Raw genomic sequence first — 22,942 nt, 5'->3', positions numbered from 1 at the left:
GGACGGCCGATACTGGACCCGATGGAGTGGTTCTGGTTCACCTCGTCCGACTACTGGCTGAGCCGGCTGGTCTTCCAGCGGGCCCTCGCCGGGGTCTACCTGGTCGCGTTCCTCTGCGCCGCCCTGCAGTTCCGGGCGCTGATCGGCGAGCGCGGCATGCTGCCGGTCCCCGCTCACCTGCGCCGCGTGCCGCCACGGGTGGCGCCCAGCGTCTTCCACCTGCACTACTCGGACCGGTTCTTCGCGCTCTGCGCGTGGGCGGGCGCGGCGCTGTCGCTCGCGCTGGTCGCGGGGGCGGGCGACGCGGTGCCGCTCGCCGTCTCGATGCTGATGTGGGCGGTGCTGTGGGCGCTGTACCTGTCCATCGTCAACGTCGGGCAGACCTGGTACGGCTTCGGCTGGGAATCGCTGCTCCTGGAGACGGGTTTCCTCGCGGTCTTTCTCGGCAACGACGACACGGCCCCGCCCGTGCTGATCCTGTTCCTGCTGCGGTGGCTGCTGTTCCGGGTGGAGTTCGGGGCCGGCCTGATCAAGCTGCGCGGCGACACCTGCTGGCGTGACCTGACCTGCCTGTACTACCACCACGAGACCCAGCCGATGCCGGGCCCGCTGAGCTGGTTCTTCCACCACCTCCCCCGGCCCCTGCACCGGGTGGAGGCCGCGGCCAACCACGTGACGCAACTGGTCGTACCGGTCCTGCTCTTCACCCCGCAGCCGGTGGCGAGCGCGGCGGCGGGGCTCATCGTCCTGACCCAGCTCTGGCTGGTGCTGTCGGGCAACTTCTCCTGGCTGAACTGGATCACCATCGTGCTCGCCCTGTCGGCCGTCGACGGCTCCCTCGTGGCGGACGCGCCCGCGCTGCCCGGTCCCCCGCTCTGGTACGGGATCCTGGTCGTCGCCGTGACCGCGCTGGTCGTGGTCCTCAGCTGGCGCCCCGCGCGCAACCTGCTCTCCCGCCACCAGGCCATGAACCGCTCGTTCGACCCGCTGCACCTGGTCAACACCTACGGGGCCTTCGGGACGGTGGGCCGGGTCCGGTACGAGATCGTGATCGAGGGCACCGACAAGCCGACGGTCCACCCGGGCACGGTGTGGCGCGAGTACGAGTTCAAGGGCAAGCCCGGCGACGTGCGCCGGCTGCCGCGCCAGTTCGCCCCGTACCACCTGCGCCTCGACTGGATGATGTGGTTCGCGGCGCTCTCCCCGGCGTACGCGCACGGCTGGTTCGCGCCGTTCGTGGAGCGGCTGCTCGAAGGGGACCGCGACACGCTGCGGCTGCTGCGCCACAACCCCTTCCCGGACGCCCCGCCCGCACGGATCCGCGCCAGGCTGTACCGCTACCGCTTCACGACCTGGCGTGAACTGAGGGAGACGGGTGCCTGGTGGCACCGGACCTACGTCCGGGAGTTCCTCCCGCCGACCCGGCTGTCCTGACCGCCCCGCGGATGTCCTGACCGCCCCGCGGACGTGCGCGTGCCCTCCGCCCGGAGAGGGCGGAGGGCACGGGGCGCACGGTACGGATCGTCCGGCGATCAGTCGATGCCGGGCAGGATGTGCGGCTCGGCGAGGTCTTCCTCGTACCCGGCCAGCCGGATCGGGGCCGAACGGGCCCACACTTCGAGGCTGCCGAGGGTGTCGGGCCCGGCGGCTCTTTCGCCGTGTTCCGCCGGCCGCTGCTCCTGCTTGATGAGTTCTGGTGTCACCGCGCACTCCTTCGTGTCGCGAACCTATGAGGACATCTACTGCCGTTCGGTCGCGGTGGCGCCGGTACTCGGGCGGAAACGCAGCCTTGGTGGCAGGCCTGTCCCCGAGGCCCGCCTGAGGGGGTTTCGTGGATCCCTGGCGGCGGGCCGTTCGCCTCAGGTTAACCAAATGAGCGCACTTCTGCTCGATGGAACGCGTCACATAGGCGTGTTCCGGACAGGTTGCCCGCTTCCGGTCACCGGGGGACGGTCACCACTTCGAGGGCGCGTAGTCCTTCAGGAAGCAGCCGTACAGGTCCTCGCCCGTCTCGCCGCGCACGATCGGGTCGTAGACCCGGGCCGCGCCGTCGATCAGGTCCAGCGGGGCGTGGAAGCCCGCCTCGGCGAGCCGCATCTTGTCGGGGTGCGGGCGCTCGTCGGTGATCCAGCCGGTGTCGACCGCGGTCATCAGGATGCGGTCGCTCTCGAACATCTCCTGGGCGCTGGTGCGCGTGAGCATGTTGAGCGCGGCCTTGGCCATGTTGGTGTGCGGGTGCCCGGCGCCCTTGTAGCCGCGGCTGAAGACGCCCTCCATGGCGGAGACGTTCACCACGTACGTACGCCTCGCCGAGGACGCGGCCATCGACCGGCGGAGCCGGCTGATCAGGATGAACGGCGCGGTGGAGTTGCACAGCTGGACTTCGAGGAGTTCGACCGGATCGACCTCGGAGACGGTCTGGATCCAGCTGTTGGTGTCGTGCAGGTCCGGCACCAGGCCGCCCGCGTCGATCGCGGTGCCCGCGGCGATGCGCTCCAGCGACGCCGAACCGCTCACCAGGGCGAGGTCGGTGACGTCCTGGGCGGTCAGGCCCTCGCCGTTACGGGGGCCGGGCAGGGCGGCCATGGTCTCCACGGCGCCGCTGCCGAAGGTGCCGATGACCTCGGCGGGCGGCAGCTCGCCCGCGGGCAGCGGCGCGGACTCGGCGGCGACCAGCTCGCTGTACGCCTGCGGGGAGCGGCGGACGGTCTGCGCGGCGTTGTTGATCAGGATGTCCAGCGGGCCCTCGGCGGCGACCGAGTCGGCGAGGGCGACGACCTGTGCCGGGTCGCGCAGGTCGATGCCGACGATCTTCAGGCGGTGGATCCACTCGTCGCTGTCCGGCATCGCCTTGAAGCGGCGGATCGCGTCGTTGGGGAAGCGGGTGGTGATGGTGGTGTGAGCACCGTCACGCAGCAGCCGCAGCGCGATGTACATGCCGATCTTGGCGCGGCCGCCGGTGAGCAGGGCGCGCCGGCCGGTCAGGTCGGTGCGGGCGTCGCGGCGGGCCCGGTTCTCGGCGGCGCACTTCTGGCACAGCTGGTGGTAGAACGCGTCGACCTCGACGTACCGCGTCTTGCAGATGTAGCAGGAACGGGGCCGCTGGAGAATGCCCGCGATCTCGCCGCTGACGGAGGAGGACGGCAGCAGGCCCTGTGTCTCGTCGTCGATCCGCTCGGCCGAACCGGTCGCGGTGGCCTCGGTGACCGCCTTGTCGTGGGCGGTCTTGGCGGCCCGGCGTTCCTGGCGGCGGCGCTGCTTCACGGTGCGGTAGACACCGGCCGTGGCGCGGCGGACGGCGATGGCGTCCGGGTGGTCGACGTCGATGGTGTCGAGCTCTTCGAGGACGCTCAGGCAGACGGCCAGGCGCTCGGGGTCGATTCCCGGCCCGTACGCCTGGTTCTCTTCAGTCACCGTCATGGCCGTTGCCGTTCCTCGATCACTCGTATGCCACGTTTACTTTTCAAAAGCCGCACTTTACGTCAGCGGAGGGCCCCGCCGCCAAACGTCGGCGACGAGACGGTCATCGGGGTGGTCACCCGAGGCTGAGCAGCACGGTGGCGAGGACGGCGCCGAGGAGGCCTGCGGTACGGAGCGGGGTGAGGCGTTCCTTGAGGAGCAGCAGGCCTAGCAGCACCGGGATGGCCGGGTAGAGGGAGGCGAGGACGACCGCGACGGCGAGCAGTTGCTCGCGGGTGGCGAGCAGGTAGAGGGCGAGACCGAGGGCGGCGCCCGCGCCGGTGGCGGCCGAGCCGATCAGGAGGCGCGGCGGAAGGCGCAGCCGGTGGCCGGGCGACGGGCGCTGCGGCGCGGCCCGCCACGACGGGCCACAGGCCGCTGCCCGCGCCGGCCTGCGCGAGGCCGATGTACTGGACGGCGACTCCCGCACTGGCGATGAACCCGTCGAGCGCGGCGCGGCCGTCGGACCCCCCGCCGCCCGGGCCGGTGCTGCGTCCCGTACGCGAGACGAGCCGGAGCGCGGGCACGGTCACCGCGATTCCGGCCCAGGCGAGCGGCGACGGGCGGTCGCCCAGGAAGGCCACGCCGACGAGGACGGACAGGGCCACCCCGGTCACGGCGCTGACCGGCACGACGACGGTCATGGCGCCCCGGCTCAGGCCGCGGTTCAGGTACAGCATGGCGGCCGCGCTGCCGCCTCCCGAGAGGGCGCCCCACAGCAGGTCGGCGGCCTGCGTTCGCCCGGCCGGGACGAGCAGCGCGACGGCCACCGCCATGACCAGACCGCCCGCCTGGCCGATCACCGTGACGGAAGCGAAGTGGGCGCGCCGGGCGAGCATGCCGCCCGCGAAGTCGACGATCCCGTACACGACCGCCGACGCCAGAGCGAGGAGGGCTCCCATCCGCCGCGTGTGCCCGGGGGCGGGTCGGGTACTCCCGTGGCCGCGGCGGCAGGCCGATGGCGGAACAGCCGACTGCGTGCTGCCGGACGACGGACGCGCACGGTCTCGTAGGCGGCCGGGCCGGTGCCGTCGCAGGCCGCCTACCGGGGCGCCGAGCCGCCGGCACCCCTGGCGACCGTGACCGTGCCCGTGGTCGACCCGGTGGGGTGCGGCGTGGCGGGCGGGCCGGTCCTCCTCACCGCCGTGCCGCCGCCCTCGTCACAAGCGGACGCCGCCCGCCCGCAGGTAGGCGAGGGGGTCGATGTCGGAGCCGTACCCCGGTCCCGTACGCACCTCGAAGTGGAGATGCGGGCCGGTGCTGTTGCCGGTCGACCCCGAACGGGCGATCCGCTGCCCGCCGGTGACCCGCTGTCCTTCGCGGACGGTGAGCGCGGAGAGGTGCGCGTACTGGCTGTAGTTGCCGTCCTCGTGCCGGATGACGACCTGGTAGCCGTACGCACCGCCCCAGCCCGCGGAGACGACCCGGCCGGAGGCCACGGCCTTCACGGAGGTGCCGGTCGGAACCGGGAAGTCGACGCCGGTGTGGTAGCCACTGGACCAGGCGGAGCCGGCTTTGCGGTAGGCGGTGCTGGGGCCGGCGTCGACGGGCGCGCTGAAACCGGCGGTCCGCGGCTTGGGAGCCGCGGGCCTGGCGGCGGCCGGCTTGGCCGGGGCGGGCTTCGGGTTGGCGGGCTTGGCGGTCGCGGGCCTGGGCTTGGGCTTGGGCGGGGACGGCTTCGTGGCGGGCGGTTTCGGAGCCGCCGTGGCGGGCCTGGGGGCGGTCGTACGCAGCGTCAGTTTCTGACCCGGCATGATCAGGTCGGGGTCACTGCCGATGACCGTGCGGTTGTCGGCATACAGCCGTTGCCAGCCACCTCTGACCTTCTCCGCCTCCGCGATACCGGACAGGGAGTCGCCCCGGGCCACCGTGTAGCTCTCGCGCTTGCCGGGGACGGTGGTGGGGGTCGCGGGCGGTGTCTTGGTCCGGGGCTTGCTCGTCGGCTGCGCCTGCGGCGTCGCCTGCGGTGCGATGTCGGGCGCGTCGCCACCGCGGGCGAGGCCCGCCTTGACCGAGCAGGTGGGCCAGGCGCGCGGCCCCTGGCCCTTGAGCACCTTCTCGGCGATCACGATCTGCTGGTCCTTGGTGGCGAGGTCGGCACGCGGCGCGTAGCGCGTACCGCCGTACGCCTCCCAGGTCGACTGGGTGAACTGGAGCCCGCCGTAATGGCCGTTGCCGGTGTTGATCTTCCAGTTGTTGGTGGACTCGCAGGCCGCGACCTTCTCCCAGACGTCCACGGAGGCCGCGTGCGCCGAACCCGCCCCTATCAGTGGCAGCGCCATCCCGGCGCCGCTCGCCGTGACGGTGAGCGATGCCCGGTTGATCCGGCTCGGTTGATACCGGCGGTGTCGTCCGCGTACGGCCATGGGTCGGTCCCCCCTTGCACACGTCAGCAGCCGCCCAAGCTAGAGGCACTCGACAGGCCGTGACAAGGGGGCGCGTCGTTCGTCAAATGCCCGTTCGGCGCCCCCGGTTGGGGGTGCGCCGGTGAACGCCCTGCTCGCGCGGCGCGTATGGACGCGTACCCATACGCGCAACCCAGGAGTACACACAATGAGTGGCACTGCCCAGATCGGCGTGACCGGGCTCGCGGTCATGGGCCGCAACCTCGCGCGCAACATCGCCCGCAGCGGGTTCACGGTCGCCCTGCACAACCGGACGTTCGCCAGGACCGAGGCCCTGGTCGAGGAGTTCGGCGACGAGGGCGCGTTCGTCGCCGCGAAGGGCGCCGAGGAGTTCGTCGCCGCGCTGGAACGGCCGCGCCGTCTGATCGTCATGGTGAAGGCCGGCGAGCCGACGGACGCGGTGATCGAGGAGTTCGCGCCGCTGCTGGAGCCGGGGGACGTCATCGTCGACGGCGGCAACGCGCACTTCGCCGACACGAGGCGCCGCGAGAGCGCGCTGCGGGAGCGCGGGATCCACTTCGTCGGAGCGGGCGTCTCCGGCGGCGAGGAGGGCGCGCTGCACGGCCCGAGCATCATGCCGGGCGGGTCGGCCGAGGCGTACGAGTCCCTCCGCCCCCTGCTGGAGGCGATCGCCGCCAAGGCCCCGGACGGCACACCGTGCGTGGCCCACGTCGGCCCGGACGGCGCCGGCCATTTCGTGAAGATGGTGCACAACGGCATCGAGTACGCCGACATGCAGCTGATCGCGGAGGCCTACCACCTGCTGCGCGAGGTGGCGGGCTTCACTCCCGCGAAGATCGCCGAGACCTTCCGCGACTGGAACGCGGGGCGGCTCGGCTCGTACCTGATCGAGATCACGGCGGAGGTGCTCGCGCACACGGACGCGGCGACCGGGAAGCCGTTCGTCGACGTCGTCGCGGACCGGGCGGAGCAGAAGGGCACGGGCCGGTGGACGGTGCAGATCGCGCTGGACCTGGGGGTGCCGGTGTCGGGGATCGCGGAGGCGGTGTTCGCGCGTTCGCTGTCCGGGCACGCGGCGCTGCGCGAGGCGTCGCGGGACCTGCCGGGACCCGCGACGCGGCCGCTGGACGAGGCCGAGTCCGCGGGGTTCGCGGAGCGGGTGGAGCAGGCGCTGTACGCGTCGAAGATCGTCTCGTACACGCAGGGCTTCCATCAGATCCGGGCGGGCGGCAAGGCGTACGGGTGGGAGGTGGACCTGGCGGCGGTGGCGTCGTTGTGGCGGGCGGGCTGCATCATCCGGGCCGCGTTCCTCGACCGGATCCGGGGCGCGTACGCAGCCCGGCCGGACCTGGTGAGCCTGCTGGCCGACGCGGGGTTCGCGGAGGAGATCGGGGTGGCCCAGGACGACTGGCGCGCGGTGGTGGCCACCGCGGCACGTCGGGGCGTGCCGACGCCGGGGTTCTCGGCGGCGCTCGCGTACTACGACGCGCTGCGGGCGCCCCGGTTGCCCGCTGCCCTCACCCAGGGGCAGCGGGACTTCTTCGGGGCGCACACCTACCGGCGGACCGACCGGGAGGGTGTCTTCCACACGCTCTGGGGCGGTGACCGCTCGGAGGTGGGCGGCTGACGTCAGCCGGCGCTCGCCGGTCCCGGCTCCGGTTCCGGTCCGGGCACCGGGTCGGGGCCCGGCGGCTTGGGCACCGGGTCCGGGGCCGGCCCGGGCGGCGGCGGTCCCGGGTGCGGGGGCGGCGTCGGGGTCGGTACGGGGCCGGGCGCGGGACCCGGCTCGGGGCCCGGCGGACCCGGCTGCGGCAAGGGCGTCGGAGGCACCGGGTCCGGCGGGCCGGGCTGCGGCGTCGGCGCGGGCGGTACGGGGTCGGGGGGATACGGGTTCGGGCTGGTCATGGCGCGCTCCCTCGGCGGTCGGGCCGTGTACGTTCCACGTTCTCGCGCTGCGCGTTCCCCCGCGCGGTGGGATCACGCATCGGAGGTACGGCCGGTGCGCCCGTCAGCCGCGGGCGGCCGGAACGGCGTGCGGGCTCCGCTCGGTGTCGCTGCCGGGCACCGGCTCCGACGCGTCCGAACCGAGGTCCACGATCTTGTTGGCCGCGTCGACATGGACCACCCGCGGCACGAGCGAGCGGGCTTCGGCGTCGTCGACCTGGGCGTAACTGATCAGGATCACCAGGTCACCAGGGTGCACGAGGTGGGCGGCCGCGCCATTGATGCCGATGACCCCGGAGCCGCGCTCGCCCTCGATGACGTACGTCTCCAGACGGGCGCCGTTGTCGATGTCGACGATGTGCACGAGCTCACCCGGCAGCAGATCGGCCGCCTCCATGAGATCGGCGTCCACGGTGACCGATCCGACGTAGTGGAGGTCCGCCTGGGTCACGGTGGCCCGGTGAATCTTGGACTTGAACATGGTACGCATCATCGAGGTACTCCTGGACATAGGCTCCCTGCCTGCGTTTTTGCAGGTCAAGGGCGGTTTTCCTACCCTAACGAGTCGCATGTCCGGGCAGCAATCCCCTGGCTTTTCAGGACTCATGCTGACCACTTGCCGACTTTCCTGACCCATCATCAGGCGATTTCAGGAGGGCTTCGCCCGCTCTCCCGGCCCCACCCCGACGACGGCACAAGCGTACGCAGCACAGTCCGAACAGCACCCGTGATCAGCGTCACTCCGGCGGTCTGGGCGGCGGTCGGGACGTTTTCGCAGGTCAGACTACGTCTTTCTGGCCTTTCGGGTGAATCGGACTCTGCCCCTCTCGTACACCCGCCTGCCGAGGCCGTTCGGAATCCACCTGCCCGACGGGGGGAAGGACGAACCAGCACAGGATGACCTGCCCTCCCTGCGCCCGGCCCGCTCGACGGTAACCACCGGTGACCGGCCTGTGGCGACAGGTGCTGGCCCTCGGCGCCGCCGAACACGCGCACGCCCGCCGCACCGGTACCGAGCCGGTCACCGTCGAGGACGTCCGGCGCATCGCACTGACGGAGTTCTCCATGCTGCTCGACGACACCCAGGCCCGCGCCGCCCTCATCCAGCAGCGCGGTCCCGCAAGGTAACCAGGGTGGGGGCGGAGCGCTAGTACGACCATGACCGCGATGACCGTGCGGCCGGCCCCCGTGAAGCGGCCGAGCTTCGCTCGGACGAGCCGATCGCATTGTCGGGTCTTCGCCTCATCGTCGCGTTCGGCCTCGATGTTCTGCGTCCCCAGTGGATGCCTTCGCATCACTGGTCGGGCGTAGGGAACTGCCAGCAGGCAGGCCATCTTGGCCTCGTGCGTTCGGGTCTGCTTACAGGGTGTGCCGCTGGCTCATTGGTGCCGGTGCCGCCGCTCTTGAATCTTCTTCATCTGCTCCTCGAGGAGCTTGTTACGGCCCTGGGTTTTGCGTCGCGTCTGGCCGCTCCGCTCACCCTGTCCCTTGTGCCGCAGCTTCTCCGCCATGTCCCTGGCCCGCTGCCTCATTCCTTCTGCGCCCATCGCGGGTACCTCCTGACACCGATCTGGCTCTTTTCACCAGACTGGCACCTGAGCGGGAGGCCCCGCATCCGGAGAGGCCCTGACACCGCGATTCCGCCCTCTTGCCCCGTCAAGGGAAACCGCTGATGCCCGGCACCCGACCACACGGGATTGATCATTAGTGCTGACCGCCCCCGGAGTCGTCCTCGTGCCGGACATAGAGCGGCTGGAGCTGTTGCCAGTAATGGTCGAGGTGTCCGTCGGTTTCGCGCAGGTTCTGGTCGGCGGTGGGGTCGAGCATCGAGGCGTGAAGCTCTGCCAGCCGGTCGCCCTGCGGATCGGGTGAGGGAGCATGGCTGGCGGTGCGCGGCCAGGAGGCCTTGGCGGCGCTGGCCTGCCCGTAGCGCCGCCGGTGGCGGGACACTGACCACCAACGCGCCGCCAGAACCATGGCGGTCAACGCCGCCGCGGTAAGAGCGTGCAGGTCACGATGTGGGGCCACTGTCCCTTCCTCGGTCTTGAGCGGCCGTTTCGCCTCAGCCGGGCCAGGTGCCGCTCACGCGGTGCACGGTGGCGGCGCCGGCCCGGTCGGCGGCGGCCTTGACGACGGCGAAGATCACCCCCTGTACGGCTGGGGCGAGCAGGACTTCCTGCCAGCTGCGGTCCTCGGTGGCGTCGGGGGCGTCCTCATCGTGACCCGGTATCTTCCACGCCTGCTTGAACGCCGCTCCGGCGATCAAGCCGCTGGCAGCCCCGAGAGCCGGCCCCACGGGCTTGTAGGGCGATCTTGGAGGCTTTCACCGGCGCCCCCTATTGCGGCGCTTCCTGACCAGCATCAGGAGCACGAGGATGCCCACGGCCAGCAAGGGGCCGCGACGCTGGCGCGCGGCTTGCGTGACCTGACCGGCCTTCTCGCTGAGGCCCTCGGGTGTTGTTTCCTGAAGCTTGCTCGTCACCATCGCCGCGGCGTGGGTGATCTGGTCCTTTGCCTGGGCGGCCTTCTCGGCTACCGGGTCGGGAAGCTTGTCCTGCGCCACCCGCAGGGCTTCGGCCGCCTTGTCCTTAGCCTGCGCTGCCTTCTGCTGCACCTGCACCTTTGCCTCGGTCGTCTTCTGATGCACCTGGGCTTTTACGTCCGCCTTGCCGGCCAGAGCCTCCACGGTCTGTCCGAGCTGCTCGCGCGTGGCCTCCGCCTTCGTGCGCAGTTCCTCGGGTGTAGGAGTCTTGTCCTGGGACTGCGGCTTGTCACTCATCGGTGCGCTTTCTCCTTGATCTCGGCCACGTCGGCCTTGACACTGTCGATCGCCCGCTCGGGCGTGGGCGGGGTGGCCTGGGCGACCTGCTTCTTGGCGGTCAGGGCCAGGACCGCCGCGATCACCACGAGCGCGCCGCACACGATCAGGGCCGACGCCCACACCGTGAGTACCAGGGCCAGCGCGGCGATCCCCGTCGCGACCAGGGCCTGCAGCGCGAGAAACGCCACCATGCCCGCGCCGCCGAACAGCCCGCCGCCGATACCGAACCGCTTGCCCTTCTGGACCATCTCCGCCTGCGCCAGACGCATCTCGTCAGGCACCAGCTGCGACGCCTGCGTCACCAGTGCCCCAACAGAATCGTCCCTACCGCTTGACCCGGTGGAGGGCTCAACGGTGCTCATGGTCACTCACCCCCCTGCCCTGATCTACGCCCTTCCCGAGGGACTCCCTTTATGGACTGTCGTCAGTTCTGCTTGCCCGCGTCCCCGGTGACGTCCTGGATGGGGGCGTCGGCGTTGCGCTTGACTGAGTCGATGCCGTTCAGGCAGGCGCGGTGGCTTTCGTAGTGCTCGCTGGTGGCGATGACCTGGCTGTTCGTCGCGATCAGCACAAAGTGGTACCCCTTGCCGGGCTGGTGGCGGACCTCATAGCGCGCTGCCATCGCACATACCTCCGAGTTGTCGTGGGCGTGTCACCGCAGCGGTTACCCCGATGAGAACGAGCCATCCGGCCCGTCTTTATTGAGCGGCGTCTCACAGCAGGCGTCGCAGCAGCGACCTGGATGCTCGGCGGATCAGCCAGGCGCTGGCCATTCCGATCACGGCGCCCACTGCCACGTCGCTGGGACAGTGGGCCCCCGAGTGCACCCGCTCGGCCGAGACGGCCACCGTTGGCACCGCGTACGCGACGCCCACCGCGGGCAGGCGATGATGATGGCGGCGGTGAAGCCGACGGCAGCGGCGGTGTGCCCGGAGGGAAAGGAAGAGCTGTCCGGCCGGTCGTGAACATCCTCGTGCGGGATGAGGTCTTTTGGGGGCCTGCGCCGCTCGAAAAGCTGCTTGCACACCGCATTGGACACCAGCTCCGCCACCCCCATAATCGCCAGTGCCCCGATCGCGGCCTTCCCCTCCCGGTGGCCACCGGCGACGGCCACGGCTGCCGCTGCGGCGTGGGCCATGCGACGGGTGAGGCGACGATCGCCTTCCTTCAGAGCAGCCAAGCCGCTCATGAGTGGCAACTTCCCGACATCACGCTTCTCACGCACGAAGAGGTCCGTGCCGGTCGCCGGGCGAATGGTCCCACCGGTGACTCCTCGTCGCCGCAGCGCGGTGACCGGCGCCGCAGCATGGGAGGCGGCCGTTCTCCGTCGAGGCGGCGGTGGTCTTCCTCGGTCCATTTTGCGGTGTCACGCGGTTCGACGTACGGCTCCTCGGCCTCGGGGTGGCCGCCCTCGATGGCCCGCTGGCGGGCCATCTCCACGTCGAATTCCAGACCGAGCAGGACCGCGAGGTTGGTGATCCACAGCCACACCAGGAAGAGGATCACGTCGGCCAGGGCGCCGTAGGTCTTGTTGTAGGAGGCGAAGTTCGCCACGTAGAGGGCGAAGCCGGCGGAGGCGGAGGCGACCATCCACAGCAGCAGCGCCAGGAAGCTGCCCGGGTCACCCACTTGAACCCGCGGGCCCTGGCGTTGGGGGCGGCCCAGTACAGGATCGCGATCATGATCGTGACCAGCAGGACCAGGACCGGCCATCACGCGATGGACCACACCGTCATGGCGGTGTCCCCGACGCCGAGGGCGGAGCCCGCCCGCTGGGCGAGGGGGGCGGTGAACACCACGATGAGCGCGCTGACGACCGCCAGCACCATCAGGACCACGGTCAGCGCCAGGCGCAGCGGCAGAACCTTCCAGGCGGGGCGGCCTTCGGCCATGTCGTGGACGGCTTTGGAGGTGCGGATGAACGCCGCGATGTAGCCCGAGGCGGACCAGACCGCCAGTACCAGACCCACGATGGCCATGAGTGATCCGGTGCCGCCGTTGCCCTGGAGCTGCTGCACGGCGTTGGAGATGATGTCCCGGGCCGGTCCGGGGGCGAGTTTCTGGAGGTTGTCCATCACCTGCTGGGTGGCGGATTTACCGGCGACCCCCAGGAGAGATACCAGCACCAGCAGCGCGGGGAAGAGGGAGAGGACCCCGTAGTAGGTCAAAGCTGCGGTGCGGTCGGCGAGCTCGTCGTCCTTGAACTCTTTGACCGTGCGCTTCAGCACCGCCCACCACGACCGCTCAGGCATCGCGGTCGGCTCATCCGGCGCGTTGTGCTCCGCTTCCGGATCCGCCCCGACACGGTCTGCGCCCTGCTGACGGCCGGGTGCGCTGTTCCTGCGGTCCCGAGCGTTCGGAGGCGTGGCGGCCGGGATCGTTTCGGTGAGCCTCTGGTTCCGGTGTCCGTGCCATGCCAGATGGGCAACCGCGACCGGCGGGCCGAAAACATATTCCCTTTACATGCGCTTCCGCGTGTTTCGTCCCATAGGGATCGGTGAGCCGGAAAGGGAGCTCCATAAGGAAGCAGGAGGGTTGAAATGATCACTCGAGAGCAGATCCCGAGCGTGCTGGACCATCCGGTCTATGACATCGAAGGAAACAAGATCGGTGAAGCCAAGCACGTCTTCCTTGACGACGTCACGGGCCGTCCCGAGTGGGTCAGCGTCAAGACCGGCCTGCTGGGAACCAGCGAGTCGTTCGTCCCGATCAAGGACGCCAGCGTGGTGGAAGACCACCTTGAGGTCCCTTACGCCAAAGCCAAGATCAAGGACGCTCCGAACGTCGATGTCGATGCCGGTGGGCACCTGTCGGAGGACGAGGAGCACCGCCTCTACGAGTACTACGGCATCGACTGGGACGCGGCGTGGCAGCAGGCCAATGAGCCCGGCGAAGGCGGCTGGGCGCGCAGTGATACGTCCATGAAGCGCTCCGGCGACGACGCGATGACGCGCTCCGAGGAGCAGATGCACGTCGGCACCGAACGGCAGGAGGTCGGCCGGGCCCGCCTTCGCAAGTACGTGGTGACCGAAGAGGTCCAGCAGACCGTCCCCGTCCGGCACGAAGAGGTCCGCATCGAACGCGAGCCGGTCACCGACGCCAACGTGGACGACGCCATGTCCGGCCCGGAGATCTCGGAAGCCGAGCATGAGGTCACCCTCCACGCCGAACGCCCGGTCGTCGAGACCGAGGCGGTCCCGGTGGAGCGAGTACGTCTGGACGCTGAAGAGCACGTCGAGGAAGAGACAGTGCGCGGACAGGTCCGCAAGGAGCGCATCGAAGCCGACACGCCCGACAGCGACACCGACCGCTGACAAGGCGGTTCCGTTCCGCACCCGCAGAATGAAGCGAGCAGCCGAATCCCATGAAATCCCTGCCGCGTGCCACACCCCCTGTTGAACGAGGCGAATGCATGGCCAGGGTCAAACAGCCGCTCACCGACGACAGCATCAAGGTCCGCCGGCTCAGCCACTACCAGTTCAGCTGAGTCGCCGGCGAACCCGGAGTGCCCGGCGCCTTCACCCTCCAGCACGTCCTGGACGAAGGCGCCTGGGAGGAAGTACTGACCGTCGACGCCAGCGACGCCGACGTTCGCAGGGCCTGCTGGAAAACATCGAAACCGTCAACTACGACGTCTCCCGGCGCACCCTGATGTTCGGCGTCACCCCCACCGGCAGCTGAACCCAGCCCGCCACACCGGTCGTCCGCCCCGCTGCCAGCCCTCATAAGGAACCGGCAGCGGGGCGACCGCGTGCAGACGACCACAGACGGCTGCACTGGTTCCATCGGCTGCAGAAACCGCTCCTGCCGTCGGGCACCGTGCACGAGTCACGGAATACGCGCAGGCGACACGGCCCGCCGGCCCGGGAGTCAACCCCGGACCAGCGAGCGACACCGGGGCGATCCGGAGTACTTGCCTGGACCGCTTGTCCTTCACGAGTACTACGCGCCTCGCCGGGCACGCGGACCGTAGGTTCCCGAAAGACTCGGGCAGTAAGAGGAGGAGTTGTTGTGTCATTCCTGTGGGCCATCATCGCGGGACTCATCATCGGCCTGCTGGCCAAGCTTGTTCTGCCGGGTCGTCAGCCCATTCCCCTCTGGCTGACCGTCCTCCTCGGTATCGTCGGCGCTGTTGCTGGCAATGCGCTCGCCAGCGGATTCGGCGTGCGTGACACCGGCGGCATCGACTGGATCCGGCACATTTTCCAGATCGGCATCGCTGCCGTCCTGATCGCTTTCGTCACTCCGCTGTGGGCCCGACGACACGCTTGATTCACTGCGCGCGCCTGCTCTGCCGACCGCATTCCGGACCGACTGGGCACCTTCGTTGCACAGCGGCCAGGGCACCTGGACACGGCCGAGAGACCGCAGTCGCGGAGCAGGGAAAGCGCGAATGGTTCGTGCCGCGAGTAGGGGCACCGACCGCAGCGTAGGACGGCACACCGGCACTATTACTGGAGGTATCTCATGGGCAAGCTGGGCGATATGGCGAACAAGGCCAAGGAGATGGCCAAGAGTCACCCGGATCAGGCCGACAAGGGCGTCGAGAGGGCCGAACGCGCCGTCGATGAACGTACCGGGGACAAGTACGACGCCCAGACCGACAAGGCCACAGACACGGTCCGTCGCTCCTACGGAGGCAGCAGCACAGGCGACCACTGAGCGGCTCGGCTGAAGTCCCCGGCGATCACCCTTCGCCGGGGACCCAGCCTGAAGTGACAAACCTGTGTTTCCTCAGCACCTCAACCCATCTCTCGCTGCCGCCCGAACACTCCCGTATTTGCCGGAGGACCTCCGCAGAGGGGGCTGAATCTCGGAAGAGTCCGGCAGGCAGCAGCACCGCGATACTGTCGCGGTGGGCGTGGGTGTCAGGCCATCGTCCTGGCAGGAGTACGGGCGGCGTCAAGGATGTCGTCCAGCGGCAGCCCCAAGGCCGCGGCGATCTCGGCCAGTTCCTGCTCGGTGGGGGAAACAGGGCCCTGAGCGCCGTCTTGGACAAAGACCCGGATACGCGGGGTTCGAATACCGGTCCGCTCCGCGAGAGCCTGTGCGGTCAGGTGACGGCGGCGCATGGTTACTTGCAGAAGTTCTCCAAGGTCGGCCATACAACCCGCCTGCCCTGACCGACCGTCGTCATACGTCAGGGAACTCTCCAACGGGAGCGTGGCCGCTACTCCAGGCCCTCGTGCGCGCAGCATGCAAACGCGTGAGCTAATCAGCAGCCGCTCGGCCGCCATCCGGTCCGGATCCACCTGCGTCGGATCTGAGACGGGGGCAAACCTGAACGGCGGTGTTTCCCCGCGCCCGTCGGGGGTACGGGGAGATGCATCGGTGTCTGCCGGAAGGAATCCCGCGTGGCCGCCCTTGTCCTGTTGTTGCCTGCGTTCATGCTCGGCCTGCTGATCCCCTTACTGATCGTTTCAAAATGACGTTTGGACTCATCTCAAGCAGATGATGCTGCAGGCGAGTTGGAACAGGTTGAGGTGGATGTCCGCGCGTACGGATGACGCTCGCTCGCGCCGTGCCCGCGCTGATCGACCGCGACGACTCGATACCGGGCAATCAGCCGCGAGGCCACCACCTCCCGCTCACCCGCATGACCGGCCAAGCCGTGCAGCAGCACGACCGGATCCCCCGGCCCGCCCCGGCCCCGGCAGACAAGCCGAGCCTCGTCACGCACCACCACACGCTCGGACCACACCACGACCGCCCCCAGGAATCGTCTCGCCCCGATCATGCCCTGACAGCCACGAGCCGCGCTCAAGGCCGCCCTTCTCGAAGGCGCGTCGGCATGAAACACCGGCCACGTCCGCGGCGACGGTGCCCTCCGGCCGCAGCGGGGAGACTGCCACTGTCAGACCCAGGTGGCAGCATCACCGAAGTGAACGCCCTGAGGCGTCCTCAACTCACCTCCGTCGCGAACGAAGAGGAGCATTCCCCTTGCGACTGCATCGCGTAGCGCCCGGCATCGCCGCGGGCATCCTTGCCCCGGCCCTCCTGCTCGTCACCCCGTCCTTCGCGGCCACGGCGGCACCGACCGCGGTGACGGTGCCCGCGGTGTCCTCGTCCGCGGACGAGCCGGACGCCGACGACCTGAGGGTGGCCATAGTCCGGCTCCTCGCCGACCCGGACAGCGGCCGGCGTGTGACACGAGAAGCCAACGCCCTCCTGGACGCCAACGACCCCGAGGCGATGCGCGCCTGGCTGGAGACCGGCTACCGCATCGCCCAGGCCGAGGACGACCGCGTCGCCATCGCCCGCATTCTCGCCGATTCGTCCATCAGCCCGGCCCTGCGCGCGGCAGCCAACGCCGCCCTGGACGACAACACCCCCGAAGCACTGCGCCACTTCCTGGAAGTCGGCAGGTACCAGGTCGCCTGACCGGCACGGCGCCGCACCACAGCGCGTCGCCCGGGTGGCACCCCCTGCCGCACGCCCGGTCGCCGGAACGCCGAGAATCCGGGGGGCCGCCTGCACCTCTGTGTGCCGGCCTCCCCGCCCGGCAGGCCCTGTGTCGGCTCGGCGGCCTCCGCAGAGCCCTGTGGTCTCGCCGCCCGGTGCGGCAGGGGCCACTGACACCTCCGACAGCAGAAAGCACATTCTTCGATGACCACACAACCCCTATGCACCGAGCGCAGCGGTCCGCAGACCGCTTCCGTCGTGACCGACCTGCCGTTCAAGCCTCAGCTCGTCAAAGCGGTGTTCAGGGACGTGACTTCGTTGCACGTCTCCCGGTCGGCCGCGTGGGCCGCCGCGTCGGTGACGCGGACCGTGCTGACGGAGATCATCGAGGGCGCGAGAAGCGCGGCGGCCGAGGAGGTCAGGAAGAGGCTGATTCCCAAGGACCTCATCTCGGCGATCGACCGGAACATCGAGGTGGAGGTGGGATCGGCGTGGTACCTGCACAGCCCGACCTTCCACGGCCTGATGGGCGAGGTGCGCAACGCCGATGGTGCGCTCGTGTCTCTTCGTGAGCGCCGCGGGGCACGTACACCGAGTGGTGTGGCTGGCGCCCACCGGTTCGAGGCCGGGGTGAGAAGGCTGCTGAAGAGCCGGGGGGTGAGGGCGGTCCCGGCGATGGTCCGCGACCTGGACGGAATCGCGAGCGTGTTCCTGACGGCCCTGGCCCGGGACGCGGCCAAGGTCGTCCGCGAGGGCGGGGTCAAGCGGTTCGGGACGGTCAGTCTGGTGGTGCCGGGCGAGGCAGCCCCGGCCCCGCCGCCGCTCAACGACACCCTCCTCGCCCTGTCCACCCGCCGCGGGGACGGGCGGACTGTTGGCGGGGACGACGTCCTGGCCGCCGTCACGATGCAGCTGTTCGGCGATCTCAGACAACGCACCATCACCGAGGCAGCCGAGATGACACGGAACACGTCGGCCAACTGATCGGGCCCGCCCCCGCGCTCTGCCCACTGCGCACGGTTCCCACGTGGACGCGGCTCCCGGAATCTGCCGCCCGCATTCGGCTCCGGTCGGCTCGCGATAACGGGCTCGTCGCATGGGCGCGGGCCAGCCGCAGGCACCCCACGGGGAAGACCTCCCTTACTGATCAGTTCAGAATGAGTTCTGGTTCAGGGGCTTGGCAGTCGGGCTGGTGGGCGGCAGAGTTCTACAGGTGGCGGTTGATCTTGTGCCTGATGACCTGTGGGATCGCGTGGCCCCGCTGCTCCCTCCTCGCCCGCCGCGGCGTCGGCGGTATCCAGGCCGCCTACCAGCGGATGACCGCGCGGCTCTGCGTGGGATTGTCTACGTCCTACGCACGGACGTGACCTGGGCGGACGTGCCGACCGAGACGATCGGCTGCAGCGGGGTGACGTGCTGGCGACGTCTGCGGGACTGGACGGAGGCCGGAGTCTGGCCCCGCCTGCACGCCATCCTCCTCGCGGAACTTCGCACGGCAGATCTGCTGGGCATCGACGACTCCGCGATCGACGGCTCGCACGTCAGGGCCCTCAAAGGGGGGCTCACACCGGACCGCCTGCCCCTCAGGACGGCCCGGCAATCCGGGAGGGCCAAGCAGCCGGGCGGCGCTGACGGGCTGCGTAAGCACCAAAGGCACAAGGCCACTTCCGTGTCCTCGGCGGGGCCCAGCGCACCGCAGCACCGGCCGTAGCCAGCACTGCGGTGACGGGGGCTCCGATCCGCCCGTTTCCCTTGGGACCCGACCGGTCAGCGGTCCTGACGGAGACGACGACGTTCTTGTCGGTGTCGCGGGTGAGGAAGATCCCTGAACCGGCGGGTGTGGTCATAGGGCAACTCAGTGCCGACGCCGAGATCCTTGGGGTCACCCGTTGTCGTTGCGAGGTTGAGCTGCGCGGGCACTGGTTCGTCGCTGCCGATCGAGTCGGCCTGAGCCGCGCGTAGGCGGTGCCGTCGTCGCGGTCAGGGCGACCACGATGGTCTTGCGGTTGTCGGCCCCTCACCCGTTGACCGCGCCCTCCCCGGCTCCAAGCACCACCTGATCGTCGACCGACACGGAACCCCGCTCGCCGTCACCGGCGGCAACCGGCACGACGTCACCCAGTCAACGGTTCTCACGCGGGCTGTCCCACCACATCGGTGATCACAGCCGGTCGAGTTGGATCTCGCGCGCATCGACATTCGCACGCGGCGGGGACGAAGCCGAGTCCGGATCGCGGATCACGCGGGCTGCGCTTACACTGAGTAACAAAGAGGTCGTCGCGACTTGCGGATCCATCGGACCCACCGGACTCACCGTGCGTCATCAGCGGCTGTTCGTCCCAACGATGTTCGCCCTGTTCCTTGTGATGCTGACCGCGACCACCGCGTCAGCACAGGGCGAGGAGGTCCCGCACGGCCCGGGCTTCGGTGCGCGCGCCCTGCAGGCGCTGCTCGACGGCATCCAGTTCGGCGTCATCATCGCGATCACCGCGGTGGGACTGTCGCTGATCTTCGGCACCATCCACCTGATCAACTTCGCGCACGGTGAACTCGTCACCATCGGCGCCACCTTCGCGTTCTTCCTCAATGCTTCCCCTTCCGGCCCTGGGTGGCAGCTCATCCCCGCAGCCCTCGCCGCCGTCGTCTTCGGTGCCCTGCTGGGCGGGGCCATCGAACGCGGCGTCTGGCGGCCCTTGCGGGCGCGTGGCACCGGGCTGATCAACCTGTTCATCGTGACCATCGGACTGTCGCTGCTGCTGCGGCACGTCGTGCTCGTGCTGTACGGAACGAGGCCGGGCTCGTACGCCCAGTACGACATCCAGAGTGTGATCGACCTCGGGCCGGTCGGCATCACCCCGCGGGATCTCACGGTCACCCTGCTGTCAGTGCTGGTACTGCTCGGCGTCGCCGCGCTACTGCAGAAGACACGGATCGGCACGGCCATCCGCGCCGTCTCCGTCAACCGCGATCTCGCCGAGGCCTCCGGCATCAATGTGCAGCGGGTGGTACTGGTCGTGTGGATGCTCGGCGGTGCGCTGGCCGCACTCGGCGGGGTCTTCTTCGGCCTGGTCGAGATCGTCACCTGGGACATGGGCTTCAAGCTGCTGCTGCTCATGTTCGCCGGGATCATCCTCGGAGGGCTGGGCTCCGCCTACGGTGCGATGGTCGGCAGCCTCGTCATCGGCATCGTCGCCCAGATGTCCACCCTGTGGTTCCCTGTCGATCTCCAGTACGCCTGGGCGCTGCTGGCACTCATCGTCGTCCTCCTCGTACGGCCGCAGGGCATCCTCGGCCGCCGGGAACGCGTCGGGTGAGGGAGGGCGGGTTCTGCCATGGACTTCTCGGTCATCTTCTCCGACGCCCTGCGTTCCGGGATCGGTCCGATCGCCGCCATCTACGCGCTCGCCGCGATGGGTCTGAACCTGCACTTCGGCTACACCGGGCTACTGAACTTCGGCCAGGTCGGCTTCATGCTGGTCGGCGGCTACGGGCTCGCGATCACGGTGGCGACCTGGGGCGGTTCGATGTGGCTCGGGATCCTGGTCGGCCTGGCCTCCGCGGTCGTCCTCGCCCTGCTGCTCGGCCTGCCCACCCTGCGGCTGCGCGCCGACTATCTCGCGATCACGACGATCGCCGCCGGGGAGACACTACGGCTGTTCTACCGGTCCAGCTGGGCCGAGCCGACCACCGGTGGCGTGTTCGGACTGCAGCGGTTCGCCAACGACTTCTACGACATCAGTCCGATCCCGCGCGGCACCTACGGCTTCTGGCTGGTGGAGTTCAACGCCCGGGACCTGTGGGTGATGATCGTCGGATGGGCCCTGGTGGTCGTGGTCGGTGTGCTGCTCGCCCTGCTGATGCACAGCCCGTGGGGCCGCGTCATCCGCTCCATCCGAGACGACGAGGTGGCGGCGCGCAGCCTCGGCAAGAACGTCTACGCGTACAAGATGACGAGCCTGGTGCTGGGCGGCGTGATCGGTGCGGTGGCGGGCATGCTGCAGGCGATCCAGGTGCAGTCGGTGAACCCGGACAGCTTCGACCCGGGCGTCACCTTCTTCCTCTACGCCCTGCTCGTGCTGGGCGGAGCCGGGCGGATCCTGGGACCGGTCGTCGGCGCGGTCCTGTTCTGGTTCGTACTGACCTTCCTCGACAGCGCGCTGCGGCAGGCCATCGACGCGGGCTACATCTCGCCGGAGGTGATCAGTACGTCGGAGATCGGCGCGGTGCGTTTCGCCCTGGTCGGGCTCGCCCTGATCCTGTTGATCGCGTTCCGGCCGCAGGGCATCCTCGGCAGCCGGAAGGAGATGTTGCTCAGTGGTCGCCCATAGGCCCGCCGACGGCCCTCCCGCCGGCTCGGCGCGTCTCGCCGGGGTCGCACCCGAGCCCGGGGTGCGCAAGCCCGACCCGCTGCTCGTCGTGGACGAGGTGACCCGCGCCTTCGGCGGGCTCGTCGCCGTGCAGGTCGACCATCTGGAGGTGCAGCGCGGAGCCATCACGGCTCTCATCGGACCCAACGGTGCCGGAAAGACGACGCTGTTCAATGTGGTGAGCGGATTCGACAGGGCCGACAGCGGCCGGTGGTCGTTCGACGGGCAGCCGATCAACGGCCGCCCTCCGCACCGGATGGCGCGGCGCGGAATGGTCCGTACGTTCCAGCTCACCCGGACGCTCGCCCGCCTCACCGTGCTGGAGAACCTGAAGCTCGCCGCGACCGGGCAGCTCGGCGAGCGCCTGCTGCCCGCACTGCTGCCACCGCTGTGGCGCCGACAGGAACGGGAGATCGAGCAGCGTGCCGATGAGCTGCTGGAGCGGTTCCAGCTCGGGAAACTGCGCGACGACCACGCGGGGACGCTCTCCGGCGGGCAGCGCAAACTGCTGGAGCTGGCGCGTGCCCTGATGGCCCGGCCGTTGATGGTCCTCCTCGACGAGCCGATGGCCGGGGTGAACCCCGCACTGACCCAGTCGCTGCTCGGACACATCACCCAGCTGCGGGACGAGGGGCTGACCGTGTGCTTCATCGAGCACGACATGGATGTGGTGATGGGCATCAGCGACTGGGTGGCCGTCATGGCCGACGGCCGTCTGGTGGCCGAGGGCCAGCCGCACACGATCGGCCGGAACCCCGCCGTCGTGGACGCCTACCTGGGCAAGCGGCACGACGAACCGGAAGCGACCGGGGAGAATCCGGAGGAGTGATCATGCCGGAGAACGAGCGGCGAGGACCCGTGCTGGCGGCCGAGGAGATCGTCGCCGGGTACCTGCCGGGCGTCGACGTCCTGCGTGGCTGCAGCATCGAGGTGCGGCCCGGCGAGCTGGTCGGTGTGATCGGGCCCAACGGGGCCGGCAAGTCGACCCTGGCCAAGGCGCTGTTCGGCCTGCTGCGCGTGCGTGGCGGGACCGTACACCTGCACGGCGACGAGGTCACCAACCGGCCGGCCCACGAGCTGGTCCACCGGGGCGTGGGATACGTACCGCAGCTGCAGAACGTCTTTCCCGAGCTGACCGTCGAGGAGAACCTGCGGATGGGCATGTATCTGCGGCCGGGCGGTTACACGGACCGGGTCGCCGTGGTGGAGGAGCTGTTCCCCGTGCTGGCCGCCCGCCGGAGGCAGAAGGCCGGTTCGATGTCCGGCGGCGAGCGGCAGATGCTCGCGATGGCACGCGCGCTCATGATGGAGCCGCATGTGCTGCTGCTCGACGAGCCGTCCGCCGGGCTGTCCCCGCGCTACCAGGACCAGGTGTTCGACCGGGTCAAGGAGATCAACGGCGCGGGCGTCGCCGTGCTCATGGTCGAGCAGAACGCCCGCAGGTGCCTGCAGATCTGCGACCGTGGATACGTCCTCGACCAGGGCCGCAACGCGTACACCGGCGCCGGCCTGGATCTGCTGCACGACGAGAAGGTGATCGAGCTCTATCTCGGCACCCTCGCCCGCGTCCGCTGAATGTTCAA

Annotated in this window: 24 protein-coding genes and 4 pseudogenes; 14 read left to right on the top strand and 14 right to left on the bottom strand. The window is 69.7% G+C overall.

The window, feature by feature from the left end; all coding sequences use genetic code 11:
* The first annotated feature begins 21 nt into the window (after positions 1 to 21).
* Entirely contained in the window at positions 22 to 1,434 is a 1,413-nt protein-coding gene (locus tag ABT360_RS13450; RefSeq protein WP_351814590.1) for a lipase maturation factor family protein, read from the top strand.
* A gap of 98 nt (positions 1,435 to 1,532) precedes the next feature.
* Here ABT360_RS13450 and ABT360_RS13445 read toward each other — a convergent pair whose 3' ends face one another.
* The 4 genes from ABT360_RS13445 to ABT360_RS13425 form a co-directional block, all read right to left on the bottom strand.
* A complete protein-coding gene (locus ABT360_RS13445; RefSeq protein WP_351814588.1) occupies positions 1,533 to 1,703 on the bottom strand; it encodes a hypothetical protein in 171 nt (56 codons plus the stop codon).
* Positions 1,704 to 1,953: 250 nt separating this feature from the next.
* Complete coding sequence (locus tag ABT360_RS13440) at positions 1,954 to 3,420, bottom strand: SDR family NAD(P)-dependent oxidoreductase (RefSeq protein ID WP_351814586.1); 1,467 nt, start codon at positions 3,418 to 3,420, stop codon at positions 1,954 to 1,956.
* A 115-nt stretch (positions 3,421 to 3,535) separates the two neighbouring features.
* Positions 3,536 to 3,889 (bottom strand): EamA family transporter, encoded by a 354-nt coding sequence (locus tag ABT360_RS13435; RefSeq protein ID WP_351814584.1) that lies wholly within the window; start codon positions 3,887 to 3,889, stop codon positions 3,536 to 3,538.
* Positions 3,890 to 4,619: 730 nt separating this feature from the next.
* Complete coding sequence (locus ABT360_RS13425) at positions 4,620 to 5,825, bottom strand: transglycosylase family protein (RefSeq protein WP_351814582.1); 1,206 nt, start codon at positions 5,823 to 5,825, stop codon at positions 4,620 to 4,622.
* Positions 5,826 to 6,012: 187 nt separating this feature from the next.
* On the opposite strand from ABT360_RS13425, the gene gndA reads away from it, so the two are divergent.
* The gene (gene gndA / locus ABT360_RS13420; RefSeq protein WP_351814581.1) at positions 6,013 to 7,452 is read left to right on the top strand and encodes an NADP-dependent phosphogluconate dehydrogenase; all 1,440 of its coding nucleotides are present in this window, start codon (positions 6,013 to 6,015) and stop codon (positions 7,450 to 7,452) included.
* A gap of 381 nt (positions 7,453 to 7,833) precedes the next feature.
* Here the strand turns inward: gndA and panD are convergent, their stop codons facing one another.
* Positions 7,834 to 8,262, bottom strand: coding sequence for an aspartate 1-decarboxylase (gene panD, locus ABT360_RS13415; RefSeq protein WP_351814579.1), 429 nt, complete (start codon positions 8,260 to 8,262; stop codon positions 7,834 to 7,836).
* Positions 8,263 to 8,711: 449 nt separating this feature from the next.
* Here panD and ABT360_RS13410 point away from each other — a divergent pair, with 449 nt between their 5' ends.
* Complete coding sequence (locus ABT360_RS13410; RefSeq protein WP_351814577.1) at positions 8,712 to 8,897, top strand: hypothetical protein; 186 nt, start codon at positions 8,712 to 8,714, stop codon at positions 8,895 to 8,897.
* Between the two features lie 576 nt (positions 8,898 to 9,473).
* Here ABT360_RS13410 and ABT360_RS13405 read toward each other — a convergent pair.
* The 7 genes and pseudogenes from ABT360_RS13405 to ABT360_RS13375 form a co-directional block, all read right to left on the bottom strand.
* The gene (locus ABT360_RS13405) at positions 9,474 to 9,797 is read right to left on the bottom strand and encodes a hypothetical protein (RefSeq protein ID WP_351814575.1); all 324 of its coding nucleotides are present in this window, start codon (positions 9,795 to 9,797) and stop codon (positions 9,474 to 9,476) included.
* A 34-nt stretch (positions 9,798 to 9,831) separates the two neighbouring features.
* Positions 9,832 to 10,035 carry a DUF4235 domain-containing protein gene (locus tag ABT360_RS13400; RefSeq protein ID WP_444852236.1) on the bottom strand — a complete coding sequence of 68 codons (204 nt, stop codon included), beginning with the start codon at positions 10,033 to 10,035 and terminating at the stop codon, positions 9,832 to 9,834.
* Positions 10,036 to 10,092: 57 nt separating this feature from the next.
* Complete coding sequence (locus ABT360_RS13395; protein WP_351814571.1) at positions 10,093 to 10,548, bottom strand: DUF3618 domain-containing protein; 456 nt, start codon at positions 10,546 to 10,548, stop codon at positions 10,093 to 10,095.
* Positions 10,545 to 10,952 carry a phage holin family protein gene (locus ABT360_RS13390; protein WP_351814569.1) on the bottom strand — a complete coding sequence of 136 codons (408 nt, stop codon included), beginning with the start codon at positions 10,950 to 10,952 and terminating at the stop codon, positions 10,545 to 10,547. Before ABT360_RS13390 ends, ABT360_RS13395 begins: the two co-directional genes overlap by 4 nt.
* Before the next feature lie 62 nt (positions 10,953 to 11,014).
* Entirely contained in the window at positions 11,015 to 11,212 is a 198-nt protein-coding gene (locus ABT360_RS13385) for a YegP family protein (RefSeq protein ID WP_351814567.1), read from the bottom strand.
* 91 nt (positions 11,213 to 11,303) lie between these two features.
* A pseudogene (locus ABT360_RS13380) lies at positions 11,304 to 11,728 on the bottom strand (phosphatase PAP2 family protein).
* Between the two features lie 47 nt (positions 11,729 to 11,775).
* A pseudogene (locus tag ABT360_RS13375) lies at positions 11,776 to 12,842 on the bottom strand (YihY/virulence factor BrkB family protein).
* A 288-nt stretch (positions 12,843 to 13,130) separates the two neighbouring features.
* Here ABT360_RS13375 and ABT360_RS13370 point away from each other — a divergent pair.
* The 3 genes from ABT360_RS13370 (at position 13,131) to ABT360_RS13360 (ending at position 15,252) form a co-directional block, all read left to right on the top strand.
* Complete coding sequence (locus ABT360_RS13370; protein WP_351814565.1) at positions 13,131 to 13,904, top strand: PRC and DUF2382 domain-containing protein; 774 nt, start codon at positions 13,131 to 13,133, stop codon at positions 13,902 to 13,904.
* A gap of 697 nt (positions 13,905 to 14,601) precedes the next feature.
* Positions 14,602 to 14,862, top strand: coding sequence for a GlsB/YeaQ/YmgE family stress response membrane protein (locus ABT360_RS13365; protein WP_351814563.1), 261 nt, complete (start codon positions 14,602 to 14,604; stop codon positions 14,860 to 14,862).
* Positions 14,863 to 15,057: 195 nt separating this feature from the next.
* Positions 15,058 to 15,252 (top strand): antitoxin, encoded by a 195-nt coding sequence (locus ABT360_RS13360; protein ID WP_351814561.1) that lies wholly within the window; start codon positions 15,058 to 15,060, stop codon positions 15,250 to 15,252.
* A 206-nt stretch (positions 15,253 to 15,458) separates the two neighbouring features.
* On the opposite strand, the gene ABT360_RS13355 is transcribed toward ABT360_RS13360, so the two are convergent.
* Together ABT360_RS13355 and ABT360_RS13350 are read right to left on the bottom strand one after the other, a co-directional pair.
* Positions 15,459 to 15,695 (bottom strand): helix-turn-helix domain-containing protein, encoded by a 237-nt coding sequence (locus ABT360_RS13355; protein WP_351814559.1) that lies wholly within the window; start codon positions 15,693 to 15,695, stop codon positions 15,459 to 15,461.
* A 395-nt stretch (positions 15,696 to 16,090) separates the two neighbouring features.
* Positions 16,091 to 16,327, bottom strand: a pseudogene (locus ABT360_RS13350) (alpha/beta fold hydrolase); the annotation flags it as partial.
* A 203-nt stretch (positions 16,328 to 16,530) separates the two neighbouring features.
* Here ABT360_RS13350 and ABT360_RS13345 point away from each other — a divergent pair.
* The 8 genes and pseudogenes from ABT360_RS13345 to ABT360_RS13310 all read left to right on the top strand — a co-directional run bounded on the left by ABT360_RS13345 (position 16,531) and on the right by ABT360_RS13310 (position 22,934).
* Entirely contained in the window at positions 16,531 to 16,971 is a 441-nt protein-coding gene (locus tag ABT360_RS13345) for an ALF repeat-containing protein (protein WP_351814557.1), read from the top strand.
* 225 nt (positions 16,972 to 17,196) lie between these two features.
* Positions 17,197 to 17,976, top strand: coding sequence for a hypothetical protein (locus tag ABT360_RS13340; protein WP_351814555.1), 780 nt, complete (start codon positions 17,197 to 17,199; stop codon positions 17,974 to 17,976).
* Positions 17,977 to 18,184: 208 nt separating this feature from the next.
* A complete protein-coding gene (locus ABT360_RS13335) occupies positions 18,185 to 18,703 on the top strand; it encodes a transposase (protein ID WP_444852237.1) in 519 nt (172 codons plus the stop codon).
* Between the two features lie 297 nt (positions 18,704 to 19,000).
* Positions 19,001 to 19,150, top strand: a pseudogene (locus tag ABT360_RS13330) (IS5/IS1182 family transposase); the annotation flags it as partial.
* A 187-nt stretch (positions 19,151 to 19,337) separates the two neighbouring features.
* A complete protein-coding gene (locus tag ABT360_RS13325; RefSeq protein ID WP_351814553.1) occupies positions 19,338 to 20,306 on the top strand; it encodes a branched-chain amino acid ABC transporter permease in 969 nt (322 codons plus the stop codon).
* An 18-nt stretch (positions 20,307 to 20,324) separates the two neighbouring features.
* On the top strand, positions 20,325 to 21,320 hold the full coding sequence (locus tag ABT360_RS13320) for a branched-chain amino acid ABC transporter permease (RefSeq protein ID WP_351814552.1): 996 nt from the start codon (positions 20,325 to 20,327) through the stop codon (positions 21,318 to 21,320).
* The gene (locus tag ABT360_RS13315) at positions 21,307 to 22,188 is read left to right on the top strand and encodes an ABC transporter ATP-binding protein (RefSeq protein WP_351814550.1); all 882 of its coding nucleotides are present in this window, start codon (positions 21,307 to 21,309) and stop codon (positions 22,186 to 22,188) included. The genes ABT360_RS13320 and ABT360_RS13315 overlap by 14 nt, the downstream gene beginning before the upstream one ends.
* A 2-nt stretch (positions 22,189 to 22,190) precedes the next feature.
* On the top strand, positions 22,191 to 22,934 hold the full coding sequence (locus tag ABT360_RS13310; protein ID WP_351814548.1) for an ABC transporter ATP-binding protein: 744 nt from the start codon (positions 22,191 to 22,193) through the stop codon (positions 22,932 to 22,934).
* The last annotated feature ends 8 nt before the right edge of the window (positions 22,935 to 22,942 follow it).

This window comes from Streptomyces sp. NPDC000229 (genome assembly GCF_040300825.1).
In the GTDB taxonomy this organism is placed as follows: domain Bacteria; phylum Actinomycetota; class Actinomycetes; order Streptomycetales; family Streptomycetaceae; genus Streptomyces.
Note: the sequence above shows the minus strand (reverse complement) of the source record. Positions and strands in the feature narration are given on the sequence as shown.

What these genes read in the sequence shown, in the direction of transcription:
- ABT360_RS13450 (WP_351814590.1), top strand. Translation starts at nt 22, where the DNA reads ATGGAGTGGTTCTGGTTCACCTCGTCCGACTACTGGCTGAGCCGGCTG.
- ABT360_RS13385 (WP_351814567.1), bottom strand. Translation starts at nt 11,212, where the DNA reads ATGGCAGCGCGCTATGAGGTCCGCCACCAGCCCGGCAAGGGGTACCAC.
- ABT360_RS13360 (WP_351814561.1), top strand. Translation starts at nt 15,058, where the DNA reads ATGGGCAAGCTGGGCGATATGGCGAACAAGGCCAAGGAGATGGCCAAG.
- ABT360_RS13425 (WP_351814582.1), bottom strand. Translation starts at nt 5,825, where the DNA reads ATGGCCGTACGCGGACGACACCGCCGGTATCAACCGAGCCGGATCAAC.
- gndA (WP_351814581.1), top strand. Translation starts at nt 6,013, where the DNA reads ATGAGTGGCACTGCCCAGATCGGCGTGACCGGGCTCGCGGTCATGGGC.
- ABT360_RS13320 (WP_351814552.1), top strand. Translation starts at nt 20,325, where the DNA reads ATGGACTTCTCGGTCATCTTCTCCGACGCCCTGCGTTCCGGGATCGGT.
- ABT360_RS13370 (WP_351814565.1), top strand. Translation starts at nt 13,131, where the DNA reads ATGATCACTCGAGAGCAGATCCCGAGCGTGCTGGACCATCCGGTCTAT.
- panD (WP_351814579.1), bottom strand. Translation starts at nt 8,262, where the DNA reads ATGATGCGTACCATGTTCAAGTCCAAGATTCACCGGGCCACCGTGACC.
- ABT360_RS13440 (WP_351814586.1), bottom strand. Translation starts at nt 3,420, where the DNA reads ATGACGGTGACTGAAGAGAACCAGGCGTACGGGCCGGGAATCGACCCC.
- ABT360_RS13340 (WP_351814555.1), top strand. Translation starts at nt 17,197, where the DNA reads ATGACCACACAACCCCTATGCACCGAGCGCAGCGGTCCGCAGACCGCT.
- ABT360_RS13395 (WP_351814571.1), bottom strand. Translation starts at nt 10,548, where the DNA reads ATGAGTGACAAGCCGCAGTCCCAGGACAAGACTCCTACACCCGAGGAA.
- ABT360_RS13310 (WP_351814548.1), top strand. Translation starts at nt 22,191, where the DNA reads ATGCCGGAGAACGAGCGGCGAGGACCCGTGCTGGCGGCCGAGGAGATC.
- ABT360_RS13355 (WP_351814559.1), bottom strand. Translation starts at nt 15,695, where the DNA reads ATGGCCGACCTTGGAGAACTTCTGCAAGTAACCATGCGCCGCCGTCAC.
- ABT360_RS13390 (WP_351814569.1), bottom strand. Translation starts at nt 10,952, where the DNA reads ATGAGCACCGTTGAGCCCTCCACCGGGTCAAGCGGTAGGGACGATTCT.
- ABT360_RS13325 (WP_351814553.1), top strand. Translation starts at nt 19,338, where the DNA reads ATGTTCGCCCTGTTCCTTGTGATGCTGACCGCGACCACCGCGTCAGCA.